Origin of the sequence: Fibrobacter sp. UWCM (assembly GCF_900129735.1) — a bacterium.
In the GTDB taxonomy this organism is placed as follows: domain Bacteria; phylum Fibrobacterota; class Fibrobacteria; order Fibrobacterales; family Fibrobacteraceae; genus Fibrobacter.
The window spans coordinates 35,252-58,578 of sequence record NZ_FQWR01000022.1 but is presented as its reverse complement, the minus strand read 5'-3'; the positions used below and the strand labels follow the sequence as shown (position 1 = coordinate 58,578).

The 23,327-nt window shown below is 55.1% G+C and carries 21 protein-coding genes; 4 read left to right on the top strand and 17 right to left on the bottom strand.

Going from position 1 to position 23,327, the window contains the following annotated elements:
• The first annotated feature begins 33 nt into the window (after positions 1-33).
• Both BUB22_RS12925 and BUB22_RS12920 read left to right on the top strand, forming a co-directional pair.
• Complete coding sequence (locus BUB22_RS12925) at positions 34-2,286, top strand: CotH kinase family protein (RefSeq protein ID WP_073115739.1); 2,253 nt, start codon at positions 34-36, stop codon at positions 2,284-2,286.
• 233 nt (positions 2,287-2,519) lie between these two features.
• Positions 2,520-4,184 carry a diphosphate--fructose-6-phosphate 1-phosphotransferase gene (locus BUB22_RS12920; protein ID WP_073115737.1) on the top strand — a complete coding sequence of 555 codons (1,665 nt, stop codon included), beginning with the start codon at positions 2,520-2,522 and terminating at the stop codon, positions 4,182-4,184.
• Between the two features lie 206 nt (positions 4,185-4,390).
• Here the strand turns inward: BUB22_RS12920 and BUB22_RS12915 are convergent, their stop codons facing one another.
• The 6 genes from BUB22_RS12915 to radC all read right to left on the bottom strand — a co-directional run bounded on the left by BUB22_RS12915 (position 4,391) and on the right by radC (position 11,772).
• Entirely contained in the window at positions 4,391-5,683 is a 1,293-nt protein-coding gene (locus BUB22_RS12915) for an MgtC/SapB family protein (protein ID WP_073115734.1), read from the bottom strand.
• 154 nt (positions 5,684-5,837) lie between these two features.
• Positions 5,838-6,326 carry a dihydrofolate reductase gene (locus BUB22_RS12910; protein WP_073115732.1) on the bottom strand — a complete coding sequence of 163 codons (489 nt, stop codon included), beginning with the start codon at positions 6,324-6,326 and terminating at the stop codon, positions 5,838-5,840.
• Positions 6,327-6,392: 66 nt separating this feature from the next.
• On the bottom strand, positions 6,393-7,205 hold the full coding sequence (locus BUB22_RS12905) for a thymidylate synthase (protein ID WP_072812591.1): 813 nt from the start codon (positions 7,203-7,205) through the stop codon (positions 6,393-6,395).
• A gap of 84 nt (positions 7,206-7,289) precedes the next feature.
• Positions 7,290-7,529 carry a hypothetical protein gene (locus BUB22_RS12900; protein WP_073115730.1) on the bottom strand — a complete coding sequence of 80 codons (240 nt, stop codon included), beginning with the start codon at positions 7,527-7,529 and terminating at the stop codon, positions 7,290-7,292.
• Positions 7,530-7,906: 377 nt separating this feature from the next.
• A complete protein-coding gene (locus BUB22_RS12895; protein ID WP_139259000.1) occupies positions 7,907-10,882 on the bottom strand; it encodes an OmpA family protein in 2,976 nt (991 codons plus the stop codon).
• 182 nt (positions 10,883-11,064) lie between these two features.
• Positions 11,065-11,772 carry a RadC family protein gene (radC, locus tag BUB22_RS12890; protein WP_072812595.1) on the bottom strand — a complete coding sequence of 236 codons (708 nt, stop codon included), beginning with the start codon at positions 11,770-11,772 and terminating at the stop codon, positions 11,065-11,067.
• Between the two features lie 449 nt (positions 11,773-12,221).
• Between radC and ilvB the strand changes: the two genes are divergently transcribed.
• Both ilvB and ilvN read left to right on the top strand, forming a co-directional pair.
• Positions 12,222-13,940 carry a biosynthetic-type acetolactate synthase large subunit gene (ilvB, locus tag BUB22_RS12885; RefSeq protein WP_073115726.1) on the top strand — a complete coding sequence of 573 codons (1,719 nt, stop codon included), beginning with the start codon at positions 12,222-12,224 and terminating at the stop codon, positions 13,938-13,940.
• 15 nt (positions 13,941-13,955) lie between these two features.
• Entirely contained in the window at positions 13,956-14,450 is a 495-nt protein-coding gene (gene ilvN / locus BUB22_RS12880) for an acetolactate synthase small subunit (protein WP_072812598.1), read from the top strand.
• Positions 14,451-14,683: 233 nt separating this feature from the next.
• Here ilvN and BUB22_RS12875 read toward each other — a convergent pair whose 3' ends face one another.
• From BUB22_RS12875 to BUB22_RS12825, 11 genes are all read right to left on the bottom strand, one after another.
• Complete coding sequence (locus BUB22_RS12875) at positions 14,684-15,094, bottom strand: hypothetical protein (RefSeq protein ID WP_072812600.1); 411 nt, start codon at positions 15,092-15,094, stop codon at positions 14,684-14,686.
• Between the two features lie 40 nt (positions 15,095-15,134).
• Positions 15,135-15,791, bottom strand: coding sequence for a hypothetical protein (locus BUB22_RS12870; protein WP_073115722.1), 657 nt, complete (start codon positions 15,789-15,791; stop codon positions 15,135-15,137).
• The gene (locus BUB22_RS12865) at positions 15,791-16,426 is read right to left on the bottom strand and encodes an OmpA/MotB family protein (RefSeq protein WP_072812605.1); all 636 of its coding nucleotides are present in this window, start codon (positions 16,424-16,426) and stop codon (positions 15,791-15,793) included. The genes BUB22_RS12870 and BUB22_RS12865 overlap by 1 nt, the downstream gene beginning before the upstream one ends.
• 3 nt (positions 16,427-16,429) lie before the next feature.
• Entirely contained in the window at positions 16,430-18,136 is a 1,707-nt protein-coding gene (locus BUB22_RS12860; protein WP_073115719.1) for a fimbrial protein, read from the bottom strand.
• Positions 18,137-18,144: 8 nt separating this feature from the next.
• Complete coding sequence (locus BUB22_RS12855; RefSeq protein WP_073115716.1) at positions 18,145-19,059, bottom strand: hypothetical protein; 915 nt, start codon at positions 19,057-19,059, stop codon at positions 18,145-18,147.
• 9 nt (positions 19,060-19,068) lie between these two features.
• Positions 19,069-19,788, bottom strand: a complete 720-nt coding sequence (locus tag BUB22_RS12850; RefSeq protein ID WP_072812612.1) for a right-handed parallel beta-helix repeat-containing protein — start codon at positions 19,786-19,788, stop codon at positions 19,069-19,071.
• The gene (locus BUB22_RS12845) at positions 19,788-20,618 is read right to left on the bottom strand and encodes a hypothetical protein (RefSeq protein ID WP_073115714.1); all 831 of its coding nucleotides are present in this window, start codon (positions 20,616-20,618) and stop codon (positions 19,788-19,790) included. The genes BUB22_RS12850 and BUB22_RS12845 overlap by 1 nt, the downstream gene beginning before the upstream one ends.
• A gap of 44 nt (positions 20,619-20,662) precedes the next feature.
• On the bottom strand, positions 20,663-21,205 hold the full coding sequence (gene tadA / locus BUB22_RS12840; protein ID WP_073115711.1) for a tRNA adenosine(34) deaminase TadA: 543 nt from the start codon (positions 21,203-21,205) through the stop codon (positions 20,663-20,665).
• Positions 21,206-21,243: 38 nt separating this feature from the next.
• Entirely contained in the window at positions 21,244-22,233 is a 990-nt protein-coding gene (nirJ2, locus tag BUB22_RS12835; protein WP_073115707.1) for a putative heme d1 biosynthesis radical SAM protein NirJ2, read from the bottom strand.
• Positions 22,234-22,274: 41 nt separating this feature from the next.
• The gene (locus BUB22_RS12830; protein ID WP_072812620.1) at positions 22,275-22,661 is read right to left on the bottom strand and encodes a hypothetical protein; all 387 of its coding nucleotides are present in this window, start codon (positions 22,659-22,661) and stop codon (positions 22,275-22,277) included.
• Positions 22,662-22,744: 83 nt separating this feature from the next.
• Complete coding sequence (locus BUB22_RS12825) at positions 22,745-23,167, bottom strand: hypothetical protein (protein ID WP_073115704.1); 423 nt, start codon at positions 23,165-23,167, stop codon at positions 22,745-22,747.
• Positions 23,168-23,327 lie beyond the last annotated feature (160 nt).

Below are 23,327 nucleotides of genomic sequence, written 5' to 3'. Positions count from 1 at the left end.
GATTAGGCATTTTTCAAATGCTCAAGGATCCATATGCAGAAAAAATACATAGCATTCCCGTTCGTTGCCGCCTGCGCCCTCATTTTGGGCTGTTCCGAAGACCCAGCAGAAAATTCCGTCATTTCCCCCTACGGCGACTTGCAGGATCCAAACAATCCGTATGTAGACCCGAATAACCCGGGTGTCGACCCCAACAATCCGGGCATCGGTGGCGACCTGAGTTCCGGAGCAATCCCGTTCGGCAGCTCATCCTCATTCGCGCTGACCGACCCGGGCCTGAGTTCTGGCGTGAACCCGTTCCAGAACCCGAACAGTTCGGGGTTCTTGCCCGCAAATTCGAGTTCTTCCAAGGCGAAGGACCCGAAATCTTCTTCCGCAGGGCTCCAGGAATACGAAGACAACCACAAGGCAAAAGCAACGTTCCTCCCCAAGGCGGGTTTCTACTCTAACCTGACCATTGAACCGCCGACCCCCACGAAGGGCGGGCAAATCTACTGCACGTTCGACGGTTCATTCCCCACGCAGGGTTCCCAGCAGATTACCTCGGCGATGCAGATTACCAAAAGCACCGTGGTGCGCTGTAGCGAGTTCGTGAACGGCCAGCCCGCCGATACCACAACGCAGACCTACTTTATCGGCGAAAACGTCTCGATGCCGGTGGTAGCGCTCACCGTGAATCACCACGACATGTTCGACTCCACCGACGGTTTTTATGCGACCGGCCCCATGAACCAGCTCCGTTGCACGAACCCGAACTTCAACCAGATGAGCATGGGCGGCAACCAGACCGACAACAACAATTCCAAGTGTGCCGAGCCCTGCTTCAAGGCGAACTTCTGGTGCGAAGACGAACTCCCCGTACACGTGGAATACTTCGAGAAGGGCAGTTCCACCACCGAAAAGACGTGGGAAATCGACGCGGGCATTTCGCTTATCGGTAACTGGAGCCGCTACAAGCCCAAGAAGAGTGTCGCCATCAAGATGGATAACGACGACTACGGAGACAAGGTGCTCAAGTACTCCTTCTTCAAGACGCGCCCCGAAGCGAAGAAGATGAAGAGCTTCAACCTGCGAAACAACGGCAACCGCTTCTGGACGGACTACATCGGCGATGCCATGATGACGAGCCTCATGGAAGGCACCGACGTGGATTACCAGCGCAGCCTGCAGGTGGTGGTGTTCTACAACGGTGAATACTTCGGCATCCACGATTTGCGCGAGCGCCTGAACAGGAGCTTTGTCGAGACGAACTACGGTATCGACAGCAAGTCCATCAACATGATTAACATCAAGGGCAACAGTGCCGAGGCGAGCGGTACGAACGGGGCATCGGCCACCGAGTACCAGCAGGTCGCGAACCAGATTACCAGCGGCAACTTTGCGGGCGACAACAACCAGAGTTACGAACAAATGAAGCAGAAGGTCAACATGAACAGCTTCGCGCAGTACATGCTCGCCGAATTCTACTTCCACAACGGCGACTGGCCCGAAAACAACATCCGCGCCTGGGGCGGCAACGGCAATCCGTTCAAGTTTGTCGCATTCGATACCGATCACGGATTCGGTTTCTCGCCGGGCATCAGCGGGTTTGACGTGCAAAGCCAGAACATGTTCCAGTGGGCGCTGGGCTCTGCCACGAGGGACAACAGCCAGCAGGGCGGCCAGCAGAACCCCGGCCAGCAACAGCCTGGTCAGGGCCAGTTCCCCGGCATGGGCGGCTGGGATATCGGCGGCGGTTGGGGTTTTGGCGGCGCAAAGCAGGGCCCCGCGCAGATGCTCAACAAACTTCTCGACAACAACGATTTCAAGCGCCTGTTCATCAACAACGCATGTATATTGCTCGACAACTACCTGACCTACGAAAATGTGCAGAAGAAGGTGCAGGAGATGATGACTGCAATTCCCGCGAGCGAGCAGCAGCGTGACCAGCAGAGATGGCCGCGCAACCAGGGCAATTTCCGTTGGTCTCCCGACGGTAGCGACCTTATTCAGTATGCCCAGAACCGCACCCAGACTGTACGCCAGGAAATGGAGCAGTACTTTGGCCTGCAGAATGCAGTGAACGTGAGCATCAACGTGAGCGGGAGCGGCAGCGTGACGGTTGACGGCATGAAACTCCCGAAGAGCAATTACCAGGGCAAGTTCTACGCGGGTAACGACCTGTTGTTGCAGGCTGTGCCGAGCAACGGCTCCGTGTTTACCGGCTGGAGCGACGGTTCGACAGAAAACCCGCGCAAGTTCCAGCTGAACGGCGGCTCCGCAAGCATCACCGCGCAGTTTAAGTGACGGCAGCACAAGCCGTCACACCGCAGTCGCTTAGCGACAAGCGTGTCCAAGACATTTAATCGACGCGAAGCGTCATCCTGAGCCTCCTTCTTGTCATCCCCGGCTTGACCGGGGATCTTTTTTAACGTGGCGTTGTCACAAAAAATTTTTCTATATTTACTCCCGTAATTTTTTAACCCAAAGCCGACGCTTCGCCTTCCCGCAAGCCGTCGCAAACTCAAAAGGAAACAACAATGGCTGACAATCTGTCCGTCCTCGGCAAGGCCCGCAAGGCCTACCAGCCGAAACTCCCCGCCGCTCTCCGCGACGGCGCTCTCAAAGTTGCTCTCGTGAAGGGCAAGCCCACCCAGTCCGTGCGTGACCAGGCCAAGATCAAGGCCCTGTTCCCGAACACCTACGGCGCTCCGTACATCGGCATGAAGAAGGCTACCAAGGCCGCTGCCGGTAAGGCTCTCAACGTGGGCGTGGTGCTCTCCGGTGGCCAGGCTCCTGGTGGACACAACGTGATCGCGGGTATCTTCGACGGTATCAAGAGCATCAGCAAGAATTCCAAGCTACTCGGCTTCCTCGGTGGCCCCTCCGGCCTCGAGAACGGCAAGTTCATCGTGATCAACGAAAAGATCATGGACGCCTACCGCAACACTGGTGGATTCGACATCATCCAGTCCGGCCGTACCAAGCTCGAAACTGAAGAACAGTTCAAAAAGTGCATGGCTGTCGCCAAGGCCCAGAAGCTCGACGCTATCGTGATTATCGGTGGTGACGACTCCAACACGAACGCTGCTGTTCTCGGTGAATACTTCCAGGCCAACGGCGCTACCTGCGTGGTTTGCGGCTGCCCGAAGACCATCGACGGCGACCTCAAGAACGAATACATCGAAACCTCCTTCGGTTTCGACACCGCCGTGAAGACCTACTCCGAACTCATCGGCAACATCATGCGCGATGCCAACTCCGCTCAGAAGTACTGGCACTTCATCAAGCTCATGGGCCGTAGCGCTTCTCACATCGCTCTCGAAGCCGCTCTCCAGACCCATCCGAACATCTGCCTGATTTCTGAAGAAGTCAAGGCCAAGAAGATGAAGCTCAAGCAGGTCATCAAGTACGTTGCAGACATCGTCGCTGCCCGTGCTGCTGACGGCAAGAACTTCGGCGTCTGCCTGATTCCGGAAGGCCTCCTCGAATTCATCCCGGATGTTGGCGTGCTCATCTCCGAACTCTCCGAAGCCCTCGCCCACCACGAAAAGGAAGTCGAAGGCCTCGACACCGCCGCCAAGGTGGAACTGCTCTGCAAGTGGATTTCCAAGGCTTCTGCCGAAGTCCTCAAGAGCCTCCCCTCTACCACTCAGGGCCAGCTGATGCTCGACCGCGACAGCCACGGCAACGTGCAGGTTTCTCTCATCGAAACCGAAAAGCTCGTCATCGAGATGGTCAAGAAGGAACTCAAGAGCCGCAAGAACTTCAAGGGCAAGTTCTCCGCCCTCAACCACTTCTTCGGTTACGAAGGCCGCTGCGCCGCTCCGTCGAACTTCGACGCCGACTACTGCTACAGCCTGGGCTTCACCGCTTCTGTGCTCGCCTTCAACAAGATGAACGGCTACATGAGCTCTGTGCGTGACCTCACGAAGGGCATCGAAAAGTGGACTGCCGGTGGCATTCCTATCACCATGATGATGAACATCGAACGTCGTCACGGTGCCGACAAGCCGGTGATCCAGAAGGCTCTCGTGGAACTCGACGGTGCTCCGTTCAAGTTCTTCGCCAAGAACCGCGAAGTCTGGGCCAAGACTGAAAGCTACACCTACCCGGGTCCGATCCAGTACTGGGGTCCGAGCGAAGTTTGCGACGTTACGAACTTTACGATCAAACTCGAAAGAGGTGCATTGAAGGTGAAGTAATAGCCTACAAGGCGAATAAAGCAAAAGAGAAGTCCAAAGGACTTCTCTTTTATTTTTGAGCCGTAGGGCGGACGCCGAAGGCGTCAATTCACCCAATGTCATCCCCGCGAAGGCGGGGATCTCCAAGCATTGAAAAGTCCCTGGCTTCGGCCGGGGATTTTTTACTACGGTGAGTGAAGGAGCGGAGGGTTTGGCCCCCTCCATTGTCATATATACAAACCAATTAGCCCGAGGGTCACCACGCTAATGAGCGCGACCGCCAGCGCGATAGGCCGACGCATGGATTTCGCCCCGAGGAAAAGCACCAGGCCGCCCTTGGTCAGCGTATTCGCGATACTCGCAAGCATCAGCGCAAGCACGAGCTCGCGCACCGGGAGCCCCGCCTTCAGGTTCATGTCTATCACGGAAAACGCAACCGCATCCATCTCGGCGGCACCACCAATGAAACTGCACGCCAGGAGCGCCCCCGCACCCAGATACACGCGGGCGGCGTTCGCGACAAACATCACGCAGGTAAACACCACGCCGAACTTGATTGCAGGCAACAGTTTGAACGGGTTCGAAAATCCGGCAGCGTTCTCCCTGTGGTCGCGCGACGCCTTGAACTTGAGGTACGCGGCGTACCCTAGCGCAGGGACCGCGGGCAACAGGAGCGGCAACGCGAGCGGGCGCGCAAGCGATGCACTCAGGAACACGCAAATCAGGTAGAGCCGCACGTACATTACCGCCCAGCTGAGCACAATCCCGAGCGTAAAATCGGGCGCATAGCCCTCGTTTTCGCGACTGCGGCCCGCCAGGTTCAGCGTGAGGGCGGTACTGCTAGCAAGCCCGCCCAGGAGGCCGGTCAGCCAGATTCCCTTCCCCGGGCCCACAAGCTTTATCAGCACGTAGCCCACAAAGCCGATGCCCGAAATAAACACCACGAAGAGCCATATCGTGTGCGGGTTCAGCACCTCGAGCCCCGGCGGGCCATACGCCTGGTTCGGCAAGAACGGCAGAATCAACAGCGATATGACCGCAAACTTCACCGCCGCAAGGATATCTTCTTTTGAGAGTTTCTGCGCGAATGCGTGCAGCTGTTCCTTCGCCGAAAGCACCCAGAGCATCACGACAACAACGACGCAAGATTCAAGAAGCCGTCCATACATCGAGAGCGCCCCCAGCAAGTACACGACCAGCACAGCGACACTCGTAGTAACACCGTCACTCCCCACCACAGGGCGGCCCTCCTGCGGCTTGTGCGCGATGGCAAACGATATGTGCGACGCGACAAGCAACATCCCGATGATGACAAAGCCGGTCACGAACGGAGCCACACCGCCCATTTCTCCCGAAAGGAGCGCCGTCATCGCCCCCGCGAGGCCCACGAGCGTAAACGAGCGAACACCCGCCGGGTGCCTATCCGACTGGTCCGAATACGTATGCTCGCGCTGCAGGCCGATAATCAGCCCGATACCGATTGCAGCCGCCAAGCGGTAAAACACGTTAAAATCCAGCATAACATTAATCTATACTAAAAAAAAGTCCCCGACAAAATGCGGGGAAATAAATTCTTTAAAAATTATTCCAACTTGTAGCAAAAAACGAATATATGATTGCGACATGTGAAATGTGAATTTCACACTCCACATTCCACATTACACACTACACATCTTATTCCCGTTCCCAGACTTCGAACACAGTCGGGAAATCATTCTTCTCATCTGCGCCGAACTGCTCTTCGCTCACCTTGTGCCAGCCCTCGCCCCATTCCGGGAAGAACACGTCGCCATCGACATCGGCAAGCACGCGGGTCACGTACAGCTTTTTCACGAGGGGCATCGCGTCGCGGTACACGGCGGCGCCGCCAATGATAAAGCACTCACTCTCGCCGGCGGCGCTAGCCTTGTTCAAGGCCAGTTCGAGGCTACTGCAAACGATGCAACCCGGAGCCTCGAACGCCGTGTTCCGCGTGAGCACGTAGTTCGTGCGGTTCGGGAGCGGCCTCCCGATATCATCGTAGTTCTTGCGGCCGAGGATAATGGAATGCCCCGTCGTGATGGCCTTGAAACGCTTGAGGTCGGCAGACAGGTGCCACGGCAGGTGCCCGTCACGCCCGATGACGTTGTTTCTTGAAATTGCGACAATAGCGGATATAAGCATATTAAACCATTCTATAGATCCTTCGACTTCGGCGCTTCGCGCCTTCGCTCAGGATGACACAATAAATTAAACTGCGATCGGTGCTTTAATCGTCGGCCACGGGTCATAATCCACGAGCTCGAAGTCCTCGAACTTGAATTCAAAAAGGTCCTTGATTTCGGGATTGAGTTTCATGGTCGGGAGCTTGCGCGGCGTGCGGGTCAGCTGCTCGCGGGCCTGCTCGAAGTGGTTGGAATACAGGTGCGTATCGCCGAGAGTATGGATAAATTCACCCGGCTCGTAGTCGCATACCTGCGCGAGCATAAGCGTCAAGAGCGCGTACGACGCGATATTGAAGGGCACCCCGAGGAACGTGTCGGCACTGCGCTGGTAAAGCTGGCAACTGAGTTTGCGCTTGCCGGACTTCCCTACGCCGCCCACGTAGAACTGGAACAGGCAATGGCAAGGCGGCAGGGCCATCTTGTCAACTTCGGCCACATTCCATGCGCACACCAGGTGGCGGCGCGAATCGGGATTGTTCTTGAGGCTGTTGATCAGGTTCTGAATCTGGTCGATGTGCCCGCCATCGGGGGTCGGCCAGCTGCGCCACTGGTGGCCGTAAACCGGGCCCAGGTCACCGTTCTCGTCGGCCCACTCGTCCCAGATGGTCACCTTGTTGTCGTGCAGGTACTTGATGTTCGTGTCGCCCTTCAAGAACCACAGCAGCTCATGAATAATCGAGCGCAGGTGCAATTTCTTTGTGGTAAGGCAAGGGAACCCCTGCGAAAGGTCGTAACGGCACTGGCGGCCAAACACGGAGCGCGTGCCCGTACCCGTACGGTCGGAACGGTCCACGCCATTTTCAAGAATATCTCTGAGTAAGTCTAAGTATTGCTGCATATCTGTAATTTAATAAAAAGGAAGATTCCCGGTCAAGCCGGGAATGACAACGAAGGCTTTGGCGCCCTAATAGTCATTCCACATTCACTCGCCAAAAATCTCTACACGCTTGTACTGCTTTACCGCCTTGTCCTCGGCAACCGCCTTCTCGCGCATGAGCATGTTCACCGCCTGCAAAATCAGGTCTTGCGTGTGCTTGGGCACGGGCTTCTTGCCGAGGCGCGCCTTCTGCACCATCTTGTGGTTCAAGTTCGTGGGGAGTTTTTCCACCAGGTCGTGGTTCGATGCGCCAAGCGCCTGCAAAATTTCGTCAAGTTTTGTCATACGGGTAAATATAAAAAAAGAAAAATGTGTGCGTAATACCTTCATTTGGGCATTTTAGCAGACTAAATCAATTAAAAGCGGTCAGTTGGTCTGCCATTTTGCAGATAAAGTAACCGCATTTGCCAACTTTTTTAGAAAAACAAGGCCATCACAAGCACATTTAACGCGGAATCTGCGCAGAAGCACCTCAAACAGCCCACATTTATTACAGACAAACTAATTTTATACAGACCAAAAGACAGCCAACCAGGCATTTAGTCTGCTATTTTTACAAATTCAGTCTCTACATGAGAGATTCCCGCCCGCGCGGGGATGACCAACAACAAAAAATCCCCGGCCTTTCGGCCAGGGATTTTAGTTTAGTTGTTGATCAGACTCTATTGCTGGAACTCGGACTCACACTTGGTACCGTCGTTCTCCGGCGTAGCGAAGTGCATTTCGATACGGCGGTTCATTTCGCGACCGTCTTCGGTGCTGTTGTCCTCAATCGGGCAGCTTGCACCGAGACCCACGGCCTTGATGCGGTTCTTCTTCACGCCGTACTTGATGAGGGTCTTCATGACTTCCTGAGCACGCTTTTCAGAGAGCTTCTGGTTGGTCTTGTCCTTACCCTTGTTGTCGGTGTGGCCCTGGATAACAATCTTCAGTTCCTTGTAGCTATCATCTTCGTTCAGCTTCTTCGCAACAGCCTTGAGGATGCTCTTGGCGTTGGATTCGAGCGTTGCCTTACCCGGCTTGAAGGTCACGCCGGTGAGCTTCTCGACAGCCTTCTTCGGGCAGCCGTGGCCGTCATCACCCGCAACATCCGGGCAACGGTCGAGGCCAGTGCAGACGCCTTCGAACTGCTTGAGGAGCTTCTTGGTGGACACCCATTCAGAGCAGACGCCATCCTTATCGGCATCCGGATCGTCGTCCATCGGGCAGCCCTTGTTCCATTCAGGACCGGCTTCGTCCGGGCAACGGTCAGTACCGTGGCAGACATCCTTGAACTGGTCGAACATCTTCTGCTTGCCAACCCAGGCGTCGCACAGGCTGTCGCCGTCGGAGTCCGGATTTTCAGCCGGGCAGCCCTTGTTCCAGGCCGGGCCGCTTTCATCCGGGCAACGGTCAATGCCGGTACAAACATCCTTGAACTGTTCAGTCATCTTCTGCTTGGAGACCCAGGCATCACAGACGCTGTCCTTATCGCTATCCGGATCTTCGGCCGGGCAACCCTTGTTCCAGGCCGGGCCATTTTCGGTCGGGCACTTGTCGATGCCGTGGCAGATATCCTTGAACTGTTCCTGCATGTTCTTCTCGGCAACCCAGTCGGCACAGAGGCTGTCACCGTCAATATCCGGGTTGTCCATCGGGCAGCCGTTGGCCCATGCTTCACCAGGTTCGGTCGGGCACTTGTCAATGCCAGTGCAGATGCCGTCGTACTGGTCGAGCATGTTCTTCTGCGTCACCCATTCATCACAGATGCCGTCCTTGTCGGTATCGGGGTCGCCAAGCGGGCAACCTTCGTTGGTGGCCGGACCGAATTCGGTCGGGCACTTGTCGATACCCTTACAGGTCTTCTCGATGAACCATTCGTTCTTAATCTTGTCGTCTTCGGCAGCCTTCTCGAAGTAGAAGCCCATCTTCTTCTGGGTCACCCATTCGTCACAGAGGCCGTCGCCGTCGCTATCCGGATCATCCCACGGACAACCCTTATTGGCCTTAGGACCGGCTTCGCCCGGACACATATCGTAACCCTTACAGACGTTCGCGTAATCGCCAAGCTTATTCTTGTCGGTCACCCACGGAGAGCACATACCGTCAGAATCCGGGTCCGGATTGTCTTCGGGGCAGCCCTTGTTGGCAACAGTACCCTTTTCAGTCGGGCAGCTATCGATGCCTTCGCAAACGTCCTTGAACTTCTTCTGGAGTTTCTTCTTAGACACCCAGGCGTCGCACACATGGTCGCCATCCGGGTCCGGTTCGTCGAGCGGGCAGCCATCTTCGCCTTCGCCCTGTTCGTTCGGGCAAGCGTCGATGCCTTCGCACACATCCTGGAATTCAGATCCGAAGCCCTTCTCGGAAACCCAAGCATCGCAAACGCCATCTTCGTCAACGTCAGGATTGCCGAGCGGGCAGCCCTTGTTGAGGCGATGACCAAAGTCGTCGGGGCAGTTATCTTCATCATCCGTCACGCCATCGCCGTCGCGATCCTGCGGGAGCAGGAATCCGCTCCACGTGAGACCGCCGTAGACCTTGTACTTGGGATTGATCGTCGTCTTGTACTCGAGGGTGCGGTTGTTGTTTTCCATGGCACGGACAGTCGTGTACTTTTCGATGTCGGTGCTACCCAGGGAGTAGGAACCACCCAGGTGGAGGTCAAGACCAATCGGGAGGTGGAACACGATTGCGCCAGTCAGGTCCTTCACGTCGAGCTTCACGGCATCGCGGTATTCATCCAGCTGGAACATCATGTAGTATTCCGCAAAGAGCGAGAGGAAATCCATGAAGTAGATTTCAGCGGCCGCAGTCATGTACGGGTACGAAAGGTAGTTCTTGTTCGTCGAGTAGACGTAACCGCCGTTCACGTGGATGAGGAACGGGACCGCGTCAATCTTGTCGAAGTCGAGGGTCAAGGCAACACCGCCCTTCGCGATGGTAGAGCGCACGCCGTAAGCCTGGGCGGATCCGCCACCATCAGTCGGTTCACCCTTGTTGATGAATTCGGCCTCACGAATCCAGAGACCGTCCTTTTCAGGGTTAGACGTACCAAAGTTGCCTTCGCCGAAGAACGCGATGTCGACCGGCTGGTCTTCGGGGAGCGGAAGCCTAATCTTCAAGTCGGCCTTGAGGTTGCCGATGTATCCGATATTGGTACCGGAAATCTGGCCCTGCTGGCAAACCATCGGCTGGCCATCCGGACCAACTTCATTCTTGGGTCCAACATACGGATCGTACGGACAGCCCGTATTGTTCACGGTAAACTTGTCGTAGTAGACCGGGATGCCGACACCCAAGTCAAAGTAATGCCATATACCGATACCGAAACCGACCTGCGCGCCCAGGGCGACATAGTCTTCGACCATGCCCTGACGCATGAGGGTGTTATATTCGAGGCCATACTGCATACCGTTGTTCTGGTCTGCCGGCAAATACATACCCGTATACCTTTCACGAACGCCTTCTGGGGCTATATTTTGCACATCAGTCGTGGCATCCATCAAGCCGTAGAACGACAACTTGGAATGCCCGAGCGACTGGGCGGACTGAGTCTTGTTGACACCAACAAAACCTGTCTTGTTAATTGTCTGCGGATGGTCTGCAAAAGCCTGCACGGCCATTGCGAGCGCCAATCCTGCTACTACTCTCTTCATAGAGTCTCCTTAAAAAACAGGGTGATCCCTAAACTAAACTACCATTAATATAATTTTTTTAACAAACGTTATATTGAACGCCCTCCCAAAAAGCGACAAAAAACACAGAATTTCGCACTTTTCGGCGTTTGTTTCGCATTTTTTACAGCAATTTTCCGCTTTTTTTTCACGAAAAAGCACTTCTAGACCGCCAAAGAATCGATATTCGCGTGCCGCACGCCCTTCTCGAACATATCCGGATCGAGCCTGCACATGCTGGTGTAGCCGCCCCTGCCCACGATAATGTGGTCGATTACGGGAATCTGGAGCACCTTCCCCGCCGCACACAGCAAGCGGGTTATCGCGAAGTCCTGTTCGGAAGGTTCGGTGGAACCCGAGGGATGGTTGTGAGCAAGCACGACAGATACGGCGCGGTCCTCGATGGCCTTCGCGAAAGCCTCCCGCGGGGCAATGGGGGCCTGGTTCACGAGCCCCGAGGTGACATCGTGCACGTTTATCACGTAATTCGCCGAATTGAGCGTTACCACCACGAAATGCTCCTGCTGCTCGAACTTGAGACCCGCAAGGCGCGAGAGCAGGTCTTCGGGCGCAATGACAGAAACCGCACGCGACGTGAGGATATACCGGCTCGAAAGCTCGAGACACGCAAGAATCTGGGTCGCCTTTACCGTACCGAGCCCGCGGATATGGCGCAGGTTCTCGACCGTCGGGATGGATGTTGCCGAAGAAAGGTAGTCCGAAACATGCCGCGAAAGTTCGAACACGCTGCTTTCGCGCGTGCCGCTGCCAAGAATGAGCGCGATAAGTTCCTCGTTCGAGAGTGCCGTCGCCCCGCATTGCTGGAGCTTTTCGCGCGGGAGAATTTCGGTTTCGATTAGTCCGTTTTCCATGAGAAGTCCTTTGAGGTAGTCTATCTAGAGTCTCCATTTTGAAAGTCTATGTTGAAGTCTCTACTTCTATAAACGCCGAAAACCGGGAAATCGGCCAAAAGGGCATATTTTTTATAAAGATGGCGTAAAATTGAGGGAAAGGGACGTATTTTGAGGGACACGGGCATCAGTTCAGGGCAAATATTCAAGTTTTCAAAGTATATTCGACCCCATTTAGACAATTTTATTAGAAAAATCACAAATTTTTAGACATAATTTTTCAAAACACAGCAAAAATTACGCAAATTTTTCAACATTTTTCAAAGCACGCCTAAACAAAAGTCAAAAGTTTTCAGAAATTTTTAAAGTTTTTTAAGATTTTCAGCAAATTCATCTTGCCGTAAAGCACAAAAACACCTATATTTTCATCAATCTTTTTAACAGACTTTCAAATTCAACCAGGAAAATCTATGGCAAACAAGGTCTTGAATGGTGCCGAAGTGATTATCGAATGCCTCAAACGCGAAGGCATCGACACGATTTTCGGCTACCCCGGTGGATCCGCCATCCCGATGTTCGACGCGATCCTTGATTCCAATATTAAAGTAGTGCTTTCCCGCCACGAGCAGGGCGCGACCCACATGGCCGACGGATACGCACGCCAGACCGGCAAGGTCGGCGTCGCCCTCGTGACTTCCGGTCCGGGTGCCACCAACACGTTCACCGGCATCTACACGGCACTCATGGATTCGAGCCCCATCGTGGTGCTCGCCGCACAGACAACGACCCCGAACCTCGGCAAGGACGCCTTCCAGGAATGCGACACGAGCGGCATGACGTTCGCGGCCGTCAAGCATTCCTACCTGGTGAAGGATTCCAACGACCTCCCGCGCGTGATGAAGGAAGCTTTCCACATCGCCCGCACTGGCCGCCCGGGCCCGGTGCTCATCGACCTCCCGAAGGACGTGACCGCAGGTGCATGCACCGCCCCGTTCACCGACCAGATGGACCTTCCGGGTTACAAGATTCCCACCTACGCCTCCGCAGAAAGCGTCGAGAAGGCGGCGGAATTCCTCCGCAAGTCCAAGAAGCCGTTGCTTCTCGTGGGCCACGGCGCCATGATCAGCGGGGCCAGCCGCCAGGTGCGCGAACTCGCCGAAAAGATTGGCGCTCCGGTGTGCTGCACCATGCTCGGTCTCGGCGTGTTCCCCGTTGATCACGAGCTTTCGCTCGGCATGCTCGGCATGCACGGCACCGTGTACGCGAACAAGGCCGTGCTCGACTGCGACCTGATTCTCTCCATCGGTAGCCGCTGGGATGACCGCATTACCGGCAAGCTCGATGAATTCTGCAAGAACGCGGTAAAGATGCATATCGATATCGACCCTGCCGAAGAAGGCAAGGTTCTGCAGCCCGACGTGTTCATGTGCGGCGACGCGAAGCTCGTGCTCGAGCAATTGCTCCCGATGGTGAACAGGCTCGATACCGCCGAATGGATCAAGACCTGCCAGACCTGGAAGAAGCGCTTCCCGCTCACCTACGCGAAGCAGGGTGGTCTCCGCATGCAGCACGTGATTGCGACTGCAAGCGAACTTACCGGCGGCAAGGCCATCGTCACGACCGACGTGGGCCAGCACCAGATGTGGGTTGCACAGTTCTTCCATATAAACTATCCGCGCCAGTTGCACTCCAGCGGTGGCGCAGGCACGATGGGCTTCGGCTTCCCAGCCGCTATCGGTGCCGCATTCGGTAACGAGACCGGCTGGCCGGTGCTCAGCTTCAGCGGCGATGGCGGTTTCCAGATGACGGAAGCGGAACTCGCAACTGCAGCCATCCACAAGCTGCCCATCAAGATTTTCGTGATGGACAACAAGTACCTGGGCATGGTGCGCCAGTGGCAGGAACTCTTCTACGACCACCGCTACTCCAGCGTGGACATGATGGGCAACCCCGACTTCGTGAAGCTCGCCGAAGCCTACGGCATTCCTGGGCTCCGCATCAAGCGCCCCGCCGATGCCGAACGCGTTATCCAGAAGGCGCTCAGCTACAACGACGGCCCGATTCTCATTCACTGCGAATGCGAAAAGGAAGACAACGTGTTCCCGATGATTCCGGCTGGCGCACCGCTTACCGCCATGCTTACGGAAGCACCCAAGGCAAAAATCGAAAAGCCCACGGGATCGACGTAACAGGAGGTTTTAAAAATGAAAGACATTGCACATTCTATTAGTTTGTTGGTTGCGAACCGCCCGGGCGTGCTCGTGCGTATCGCCCTCGTGTTCTCCCGCCGTGGCTACAACATCGACTCCCTCGTTGTCTCCCCCACGCTCGACCCAAACTTCAGCCGCATGAACATCATCGCACACGGCAATCCCGAAATCTTGATGCAGATCATCAAGCAGCTCGAGAAACTCGTGGACGTGGTGCAGGCGAAGGACCATACCGGCACGGACGCCGTCGAGAAAGAACTCGCGCTCATCAAGGTGCGTTGCACTCCCGACCAGCGTACGGAAATCCTGCAGCTGTGCGACCACTTCCACGCGAATACCGTGGACATGACTGCCACCTCGATGATCATCCAGATTACGGGCAACAGCCAGAAGGTCGACACGCTCAAGAGCCTCTTGCAGAAGTTCGAAATCGTCGAGTACATCCGCACGGGCAAGGTCATCATGCTCCGTGGCGAAGACAAGACGTAAGCGGCTCCGCCGCAGTTACTAGTCACTAGTTATTAGTTACTAGAAAATGCAAAAATTAAACCGTCTGGATGCAAGTCCAGGCGGTTTTTGCTATGTGTGAGCGTGCGAACACGACAAGGGAGGGCTCCAAGCCCTCCCTAAGACCCTCCTGACACTTAATAATCCGCTTCATTCAAGTTTCAAGACTATGGTACGAGCGGATTATTTGCGTGGGCGCCTATCGGCGCAAAAAATTAAAACCCGAGGACGGCTTCGGAGATTTCGTTCGCCTCGTCGGAGTAGTCGTCTACAAAGTCTGCGGTAAACTCACCCCAACCTTCGCTTTCGCCGCAGCCCACCCCGACATCCATCGAAGCCCACTTGAACACGCCGTACACGCGCTCGTAGCGTTCCATCAGGTCGGTAAGGAAATCTTCCGGGAATTCTTCCACAAGCAGGCTTCCATCCATCGCGATGAGCTCCTCTTCGGGCAACTCCTCGAAACGGCACTCGTACTCGTCGACCATCACGTCGTTGACGGTGTACCAGTCTCCCGTATCTTCGCTGGGCAGGTCAGCCTCCGGAAACTGCTCCATAATCTCGTCCCATATCTGGGCAAGTTCGGTGCGGCTCCCGATAAAGCGCATCAAGAATCTCGTTTCCATAAAGCCTCCCACCTTTGGCGCAGTTCACCCGCGCAGGTCCCTACTTTTTGTCTTGCGGCACGAGCCTTTCCACAATGCGGAACAGGTCGTTGTAAATATCCAGAAAGTCTTCTACCCAAATCGGGTCGCGTTCACCCACCACCTGGAACGTTTCTTCGAGCGTATGGCGGGCATTGTACGGGCCCACAAGCGTGCCCGCGGGCTGCACGAAGGTACCGGAACGGTAATCGCTTGAGGCAAGGCGCGCCCTGTACGAGCGGCGCAGGCGAGCAATCAGAGCGCCGCGGAGCGCAAGCAGTTCCTGGTGAGCGTCAAGAATGTTGTTTTCCGCAATCCACTTTTCCACCAGGTCCAAACGACGCGAGATGGCATCCCGTTCCATGGAAGGCACGAGCATCTTCTTGTCGGTAAGCGTTTTGCGAACCTGCGTGATTATACCCCGGAGCATGTCTGCATTCCAGAACATCATGGGGTTCTTTTCCATCGCGGAACTTTCTGCCACCTTCGGGGTATGCGTTTCCACCCAGCGCGCTAGTTTATCCAAAACCATGCGTGCCTCGGGTTCGCGATCCACGGCAATGTATTCACCCGCGCGCGTCAGGAGATTTTCGGCATAGGCCATGCGCCAATGCGGCATCGTCCCCGTCTTGCGGATAGAATCAATCGATCGCCTTATGGAATCAACGCGTTCCTGCATCAATGCTTCTCCAGTCTAAGCGGAGTAACGCCAATTTCTACGCGACGGTTGAGGCGGCGGTGTTCTTCGGTATCGTTCGGGTACTTGGGCTGGAATTCGCCGAAACCCGCTGCAAATATACGGTCGGAAGGGAACCCTTCCTTGATAAGCATCTTCACCACGTTCACGGCACGTTCGGTAGAAAGGTTCCAGTTCGTGTAGGTGGTAGACCCGCTGAACGGGATATCGTCGGTAAAGCCGCTCACCATAATCACGTCACCCGTATCGAGCGCGTCGAGCAGGCCCTTGCTGATTCCCTTGATAACACCCTCGCCTTCCGTAGTGAGCTTGGCGCCGTTTGTCGGGAAAAGGAACGATGCCTGAATCTGAATCTTGCCGTCTTCGAGCGCGATAAGGCCCGCCTCGATAGAGGTCTGCAGGCTCTTCGCCAAAAGCGCATTGCGTTCGGCGGCAATCTTGCGCATTTCTTCCTGGCAGCTCAATACCTCTTCCTCGGTGCGGGTAAGGTCTTCCGCCTTCTGCTCCTTGAGGGTAGCCATGGCAACAAACGCAAGGATGAACAGCGACACGAGCGCGATGCCCAAGTCGGTATAGGCCATCCAGGGATTGCTGCCTTCTTCGCGACGTAAGCGCATACCTTAGCCCTCTGCCTTCGGGGTTGCCTGCCTTGCGGCGCGTTGCGTCTGCTCGAGGACCTCCAGGAGGATTTCCTGAGTCTTGACCGCGTTTTCCATAAGCACTTCGCTTGCACGCTCGTGGAACGCTTCCAGAGACTGGTTGAGGTGTTCCACAAAGTTCTCTTCGTCTTCGTGTTCGGCAGTATCGCCGCTGAGCTTTTCGAGAATCGTCTCGAGGCCCGCACGGAGCATTTCGAGGTTCGCGCTGAGTTCGCTCTGGTTCACGCGCATGAGTTCTGCCGTTTCCACGATGTTTCCGCCAAGCGCGTCGGTCGCTTCCTTCTCCTTCACCACGCGGTTGTCAATGCTCTCGGTAAGCGCCTTCTGGGCTTCAAGCAGCACGGCGGACGTATCGGAAAGTTTCTGGAACGCGGCGAGGATATCGGTCGAAAGCGCGCTGAGCTTTTCGGCAACGGACTGCGAAAGTTCGGCAGAACCCGCCTGCGCCTTCTCTGCCACCTGGAGAGCCACGTTCTTGAGCGTTTCGAGGCCTTCCTTCTGAGCATCCACATTCGCGCTCGTCTCGGACGCGAGTTTGTCCATAAAGGTTTTCCACTGGTCGTCGGACTGCTTGACCTGAGCGGCAACAGATTCGGCGATGTTCTTTACCGCGCCATCCATCGACTTCTCGGTAGATGCGGCAACGCCCGAAAGGCCATCCTTCACGCTTGCAGAGATTGTATCCAGGCTGGAGTTCAGGCCAGAAGAAATCGCATTCAGTTTTTCGTCCAGCTTGGAAGGCAAGGATTCCACGGAAGTCTGGAGGTTCTTCATGTAGTCGTTCAGCGGATTGAGCACATTAGCGACATCCGCACCCACAGTACCGCCCAGGTTGCCAAGCGTGCCTTCCAGTTTTGCAACCATCGAGCCAAGGTCAGAATTCAGCTTGGCGGTTGTCGAAGAAAGTTCCTCGCCCACCTTGGAAACAATACCATTCAGCCCCTGTTGTACAGAAGCGGCCACAGCGGACAGGTTCTTCTCGACAGAATCGAACAGGCGACCAAGTTCATCCTTGCTCTTCTCGTTCTCACCCGCAGATTCGCCCTGCAGGCCAAGCGTAAGCGTATCGAGGCGAGCGATAAATGCATCGCGCGAATTCAGGAACAGCCCGCGGGAAGCGCCGAGCACGAGGGCAGCAAACAGGCCGCAAAGGCTAGTACCGAAAATGCCCTTCATGTTGCCGAACAGCACCTGGATGGTATCGAGCGTGCCCTGCGTGGAGGAATTGTCGATAGCAACACCCGCAGTAGCGACAGAATACATGAGGCCGAAGAACGTACCCATAAGGCCGAGGAGAATCACCGTACCGCCCGAGCTGCGCGGAGTCGAAACGGTCGCATTGTTCGAAAGCACCTCGAACGCAATCGCGGAATCAAGACGCACGCCCTTGCCCATCAGGTCGCGGGCAAGCTTGAGGCGGCGCGCCACAATGCCTTCGCCGGCAACAGCATACATGCCCGACCTTTCGCAGGATTCTATCTCGGCTTCTTCGCAACGGATACTCTTGAGAGCAGAAAGCAACTTGAACTGGTCGATAATGAACACTGCAAATATTGCCGCCATTATAATCCAGCCGAAGAGCGGGGCTCCGAAGTAGAGGGCGCCCGCAACCAGTACAAGCAGTCCGACGACGGTAAGAACCAGAATCGAGTTATATGCGTTCTTCATGTTTATCCTTAATTTTTAGCCTCGGCCGAGGCCGTTGTTTCAAACAAGTTCAACTGACCACGGGAGAACCCGCGGAGGAAAACAGACCACTTGTCGTGATACCAATCTATAATATAGAGTGTCAAGTCACGCGCGTAGTCACAAAATTCATCGGTAAAAGCGAGGAAGCCGTTCTCGTAGGCGTAGTGCGGGTTCCAGAACCTGCCCACATTACGCGCACAAGAGGCGGCGCTGCGGTAATAGCGCTGCGGCCCCTTGCCCGTGAAGGCAAGCGCAAAGCGCTTTTTGGCAAGCACATTGAGCGAAGAACGCAACGACGTAATCATCGCGTTCTCCTTGTCGCGGAGCGAGGATTCCAGACACGGGAGCAACTTGGATACCGCATCCACGGCACTCTCGGAATGCCAGTACTTGCACAACTTTTCTTGCAGCTGCATCACGCGGCCGTGCATGCGCACGAACAGCGGTTCGGCATCGCTCACCAGCAGGTGTATGGTCGCAGAATAGAAAGCGTTTATATCCTGCTTGTTGTTCTTGACCGTAAGGGCCCAGCCCTTCTCCTCGTCGTGATGGATAAAGTCGCCGCCTTCAAGCAGCAGGCGCAAGACCTCGTCGGTCGAAAAGCGCTGCATCCACTTGGCACGGAACTCGTCATAAAGCTTGTTCGCCGCTTCGGCAATCTGCGGGAAGCTCGTATCCGCAAGTTTCCACGCCGTCTCGCTAAACGATATCTGCTCGGAATTGCCTACAGAAGGGTCCAGGTTGTTGAGCATCGCGTCGAGGTGTTCGAACAAGGCGATGGACCAGGTAACCATCATGGACTGCGAAAGTTCCGCCACCATAGACGAACGGTTCGGGCAGGCATTCAGGCGAATGCTTGCACCGGTCATCTTGCGTATGGAACGACGGAACGATTCTTCCACATCTACCCCTTAGAAACCAGTCTCTATGCGGTGCCAGACGCTCCGGCTTACGCGCTTGCCGCTACCCGCAAGTTCATCGGATTCCTTGCGGACATCCGATTCGAGATTGTCCTTGATCATGGACTTGTCGCCATTGAAGTCCCCGCCCGCTTCCAGGTAGAGACCATAGACGTTGCCCGAAATCTTCGTGTCAGCAGAAATCACCTTGCCCGCACGGACAGAAAGCGCGAACCTGTTGCGCACGAAATCGCAACGCGCGAGAAACACCTCGGGAACGTCGTCGACCCAGAGGCCGTAGTAGTTGTTCACGAACTTCACGTTCTCGAAAATGCCGCGGGAACGGAACACCGTATTGCGGAATGCGTTTTCTACCACGAAGTTCTTGACCTCGAAGGGGCGGTTCGTCGAAACAAAATGGAGCCCGTTCCAGCTCTCGCTAGAATCGGCACTGCGGAACACGACCGGCTTGGACTCGCTGCCGAGGATATGCACCGGACCGCGGACCGTAATCTTCGCGTATTCACCCATGAGCACGGTAACCCCCGGCTCAATAAACAGCGTGTCGGCAGCAGAAATCACGATTCCCTGTTCAAGCACGTAAGGGCTGTCCTTCTCCGTCAAGCGGACCGCGCCGTTCTCCGGGTGCGGGAACGGCATGTCGCTCGCAATAACCGCGACTGCCAGCAGAAGCGTACCACAAATGACTTGCCTTAAACCGCACCTGAACATTAGAACTCGCCCCTCAGCTTGATTTTCTGGAGGATGTGCATGTCGGGAATGACGCTACCCGCGACGAGGTCCGTCACGTTCACGTGGCCCTGAAGGCCGAGATTCACCGTAGAGATAACGCCATGCGTCATATCGAACAGGATAGAACCCGTACCGACAATGAATCCCTTGCTTTCCATCTGCACGTTCGCGCTGGAATCTGCAACCTCGCGGTACTTGACGTTCATACCAATCTTTGCCATCTGGGCGCCATCGTGCATGAACACTTCCTCGAGCGTAAACGACTTGTAGACCGAGGTCGTCTTGCCGCTTTCGGGAATCTGCACCTCGCGTTCCCATGTGGTACCGACCTTCGTGGGGGTGCCCGGAAGAATCGGCTGCACCTTCATGAACAGCTTGAGCAGGTTGAGTTCCTCGGTACCCGGTTGGAGAGCCACGTCTTCGACAGCAGGTTCACTCACGGAACCGTCGGGAGCCATCTTGTACTGGAAATGCTGGGTGAGCAGGTACTTCTGGATGTAGAGGTAGTCTTCCACGGTACGCTTGTCGCTCTTGTACTCGACAGAATCAATTTTCATCTCGAAACGGCCCGAACCATTGTCATAGGCAACCAGTTCGGAAAGCGTGGCCTGCACCTTCAGGTGCGTTTCCATCGCCTCGGGGACGGTTACGCCGGAATCGCTCGGGAGCATGGCATCGAGCGAGGATTCCAGGAAATACTTTTGGACGGGAGCGTTCTCGGTATTGAACGCCAGGGAAACTTCATTGCTATCGCAAGAACACAAGAAAAGGAGCGCCGCAGAAGAAGCGCAAAATTTGATAAAATTCATACCTTGAATGTAGTAAATAGTTGGCAGTTGGCTGCCCACAGAACTTAGTTCTGGGGGCCCTTGTTGCCAGAATCGCCCTTTTCAAGTCGCATCCGCTGGAAGAAGGCCTTCAACAGGCCCAGGCACTCGTCAGCGAGCACTCCGCCCACAACTTCGACCTCGCGCTTGAGGGCGTTGTTCGAGATTACATCTATGGTCGTGCCGCAACCGCCAAAGCGGGTATCCGGGGACCCGTACACCACACGGGAAACGCGGCTGTTGAGGATGGCCCCCGCACACATCGGGCAGGGTTCGAGCGTTACATACAAAGTACAACCGTCCAGGCGCCAGTTTTCGAGCTTGCCCGCGGCGGTTCCGATGGATAAAATTTCGGCATGGGCGGTAGCGTCCCTCAGCATCTCTATCTGGTTGTGGCCCTTCCCTATCACCACGCCGTCCTTAACGATAACGCAACCGATGGGAATTTCCTTCTCATCGAAAGCCTTCTCCGCCTCGCGGAGCGCCATGCGCATGAATTTTTCGTCTAATTCGGAATTCGGAGGTCGGAGTTCGGAGTTGTTTTTTTCTATTAAATCTTCACATTTCATATTTCATCTCTGAATTCTGAATTCCGAACTCTGAACTATTAAAGTCCTCTCCCATACGCGCAGTAGGAGTCTTCTTGCATGTAGTCACCGTCGTGGTAATAGGCGGCACGGGCACGGCAACCGCCGCAGCGGTCGTTGAACTTGCACTTGCCACAGGCACCGGAATAAGCCTTGGTGCGGAGCTTCTTGAACACGTCCGCATTGGCCCAGATTTCGTCGAACGGCGTATTGTGAACATCACCCGCTTCTTCCATCATGTAGGCGCAGGGGCGCACCTTGCCAATGGGGCTCACGATGCAGTAGTCTATGCCCGCAAGGCAGCCACGGCTGTAGCGCGTCTTGATGTCCAACTGGTCTGCAATGCGGAGGAACTGCGGGGCGCATGTGGGTTTGACAGGGATTCCGAGCGTGCGGCTCTTTTCCATAATCTTGCGGAGGAGTCCCTCGTATTCGGCAACGCGAAGCGCGTGACCTTCAATTTCCTTGCCGCGACCCACGGGAATCAAGAAGAAAATCTGGTGGTTCACTGCACCGATTTCCTTGACCCAGTCCATGATGTCAAAAATTTCGTTCTGGTTCCAGTCCATGATGGTCGTGTGGATTTGGAACGGGAGGCCCGCCGCCTTGCAGTTCTCGATGCCCATCATCGTGAGTTCGAAGGCGTTCGGGAGCCCGCGGAAGTCGTTGTGGCGCTTAGGGTCGATACTGTCGATGCTGATGCCCATCGCCATGGCGCCCGCCTTCTTGAGTTCAAAGGCCAGGTCGTGCGTGATGAGCGTACCGTTGGTACCGAACACCGGGCGAAGTCCCTTGCTCGAGGCGTGCGTGACCAGTTCCACGATGTCCGGGCGGGTCATCGGCTCGCCACCACTGAAAATCATGATCTTGAACCCCGCCTTCGCGATTTCGTCAATCAGCTTGAGGGCCTCCGGCGTCGTGAGTTCTGCAGCCTTGTTCTCGCCCGCGTCCTGGTAGCAGTGCTTGCAGGTCAGGTTACACTTGTTGGTGGTCATCCAAGATACTATCATATTTACCTAAAATAAAATGGTCGTTGAGCAAACAGCAAGAACTAGAAACCGAAACCGTCAACACCGGCGAGCAGGTCGTCGCAAGATTCTTCTGCGGAATCTTCCTCGTAGAAATAGGCCGTGTATGGCACACCGCTAAGCTTACCTTCACACACCTTCTTTGCGCCACCAGGGCAAACGGAACCCAGCGTGCCCGCATTCTCGATAGATTCAAGAGCCTTGGCCATCTCGTTCGCCTTACCGCAGGCACTCTCAATCTTGGCCTGGTCAAAGGATTCCGCACAAATGTGAATGTTACCGAGAACGCCAAGATCGAGGTCGACGTTGCAAGAATACGTGCTCTCGGGAGCGCTCGAGGAATCGTCATCGCCACAGGCAGTGAAAACAGCGGCAGCGGCAACCAGCAGTCCAACCAAAACCTTCTTCATATCCAATCCTTTGTTAAAGACTCTTTGCCCAAATATAAAAAAAGACCCGGACAAAGCCGGGCCTCAATTTCGTTCAACAAGCCTTACTTCTTGGCAGCCTTCTTGAGCGCCTTCATGTAGTACTCGTCATCGTCCGGTGTGAAGCCGTAATCGTCTTCGTCATCGTAATCTTCTTCATCCGAGAGAAGTTCTTCACAAGTAGCTTCATTAGCGGCAGAGGTGTAGAAGAAGAACGTTCCAGTAATGCCGTCGCTCGTGCCAGTGCAGGTCTTCACAGCGCCACCCGGGCAGCCAGAACCGATAGTGCCTTCGCCCAAGCCCATGGATTCTTCCTTGACGTCTCTGCACACATCTGCGACAGCAGCGTCGGAAGATTCCGTACATGCATAGCTGACACCCAGAACCTTGATTTCACAAGAAGTGACATCGGAGGTATCAGAGGATTCACAGGCTGTGAAAAGAGAAGCTGCAGCGAAAGCTGCGCCGAGGAGGAGAAGTTTTTTCATAATCACGTCCTTTTTTTATTTTCGTGTGTGTAGAATATAATAAAAAAACTTAACAAACGTTAAAAAATTTGTTTTTTTTGTTGTACAAGACGAAAACACTCTAAAAAATTTTCAAAAAACGGCAAAAAAACTATTTTTTACGCGTTAAAAAACAATAATC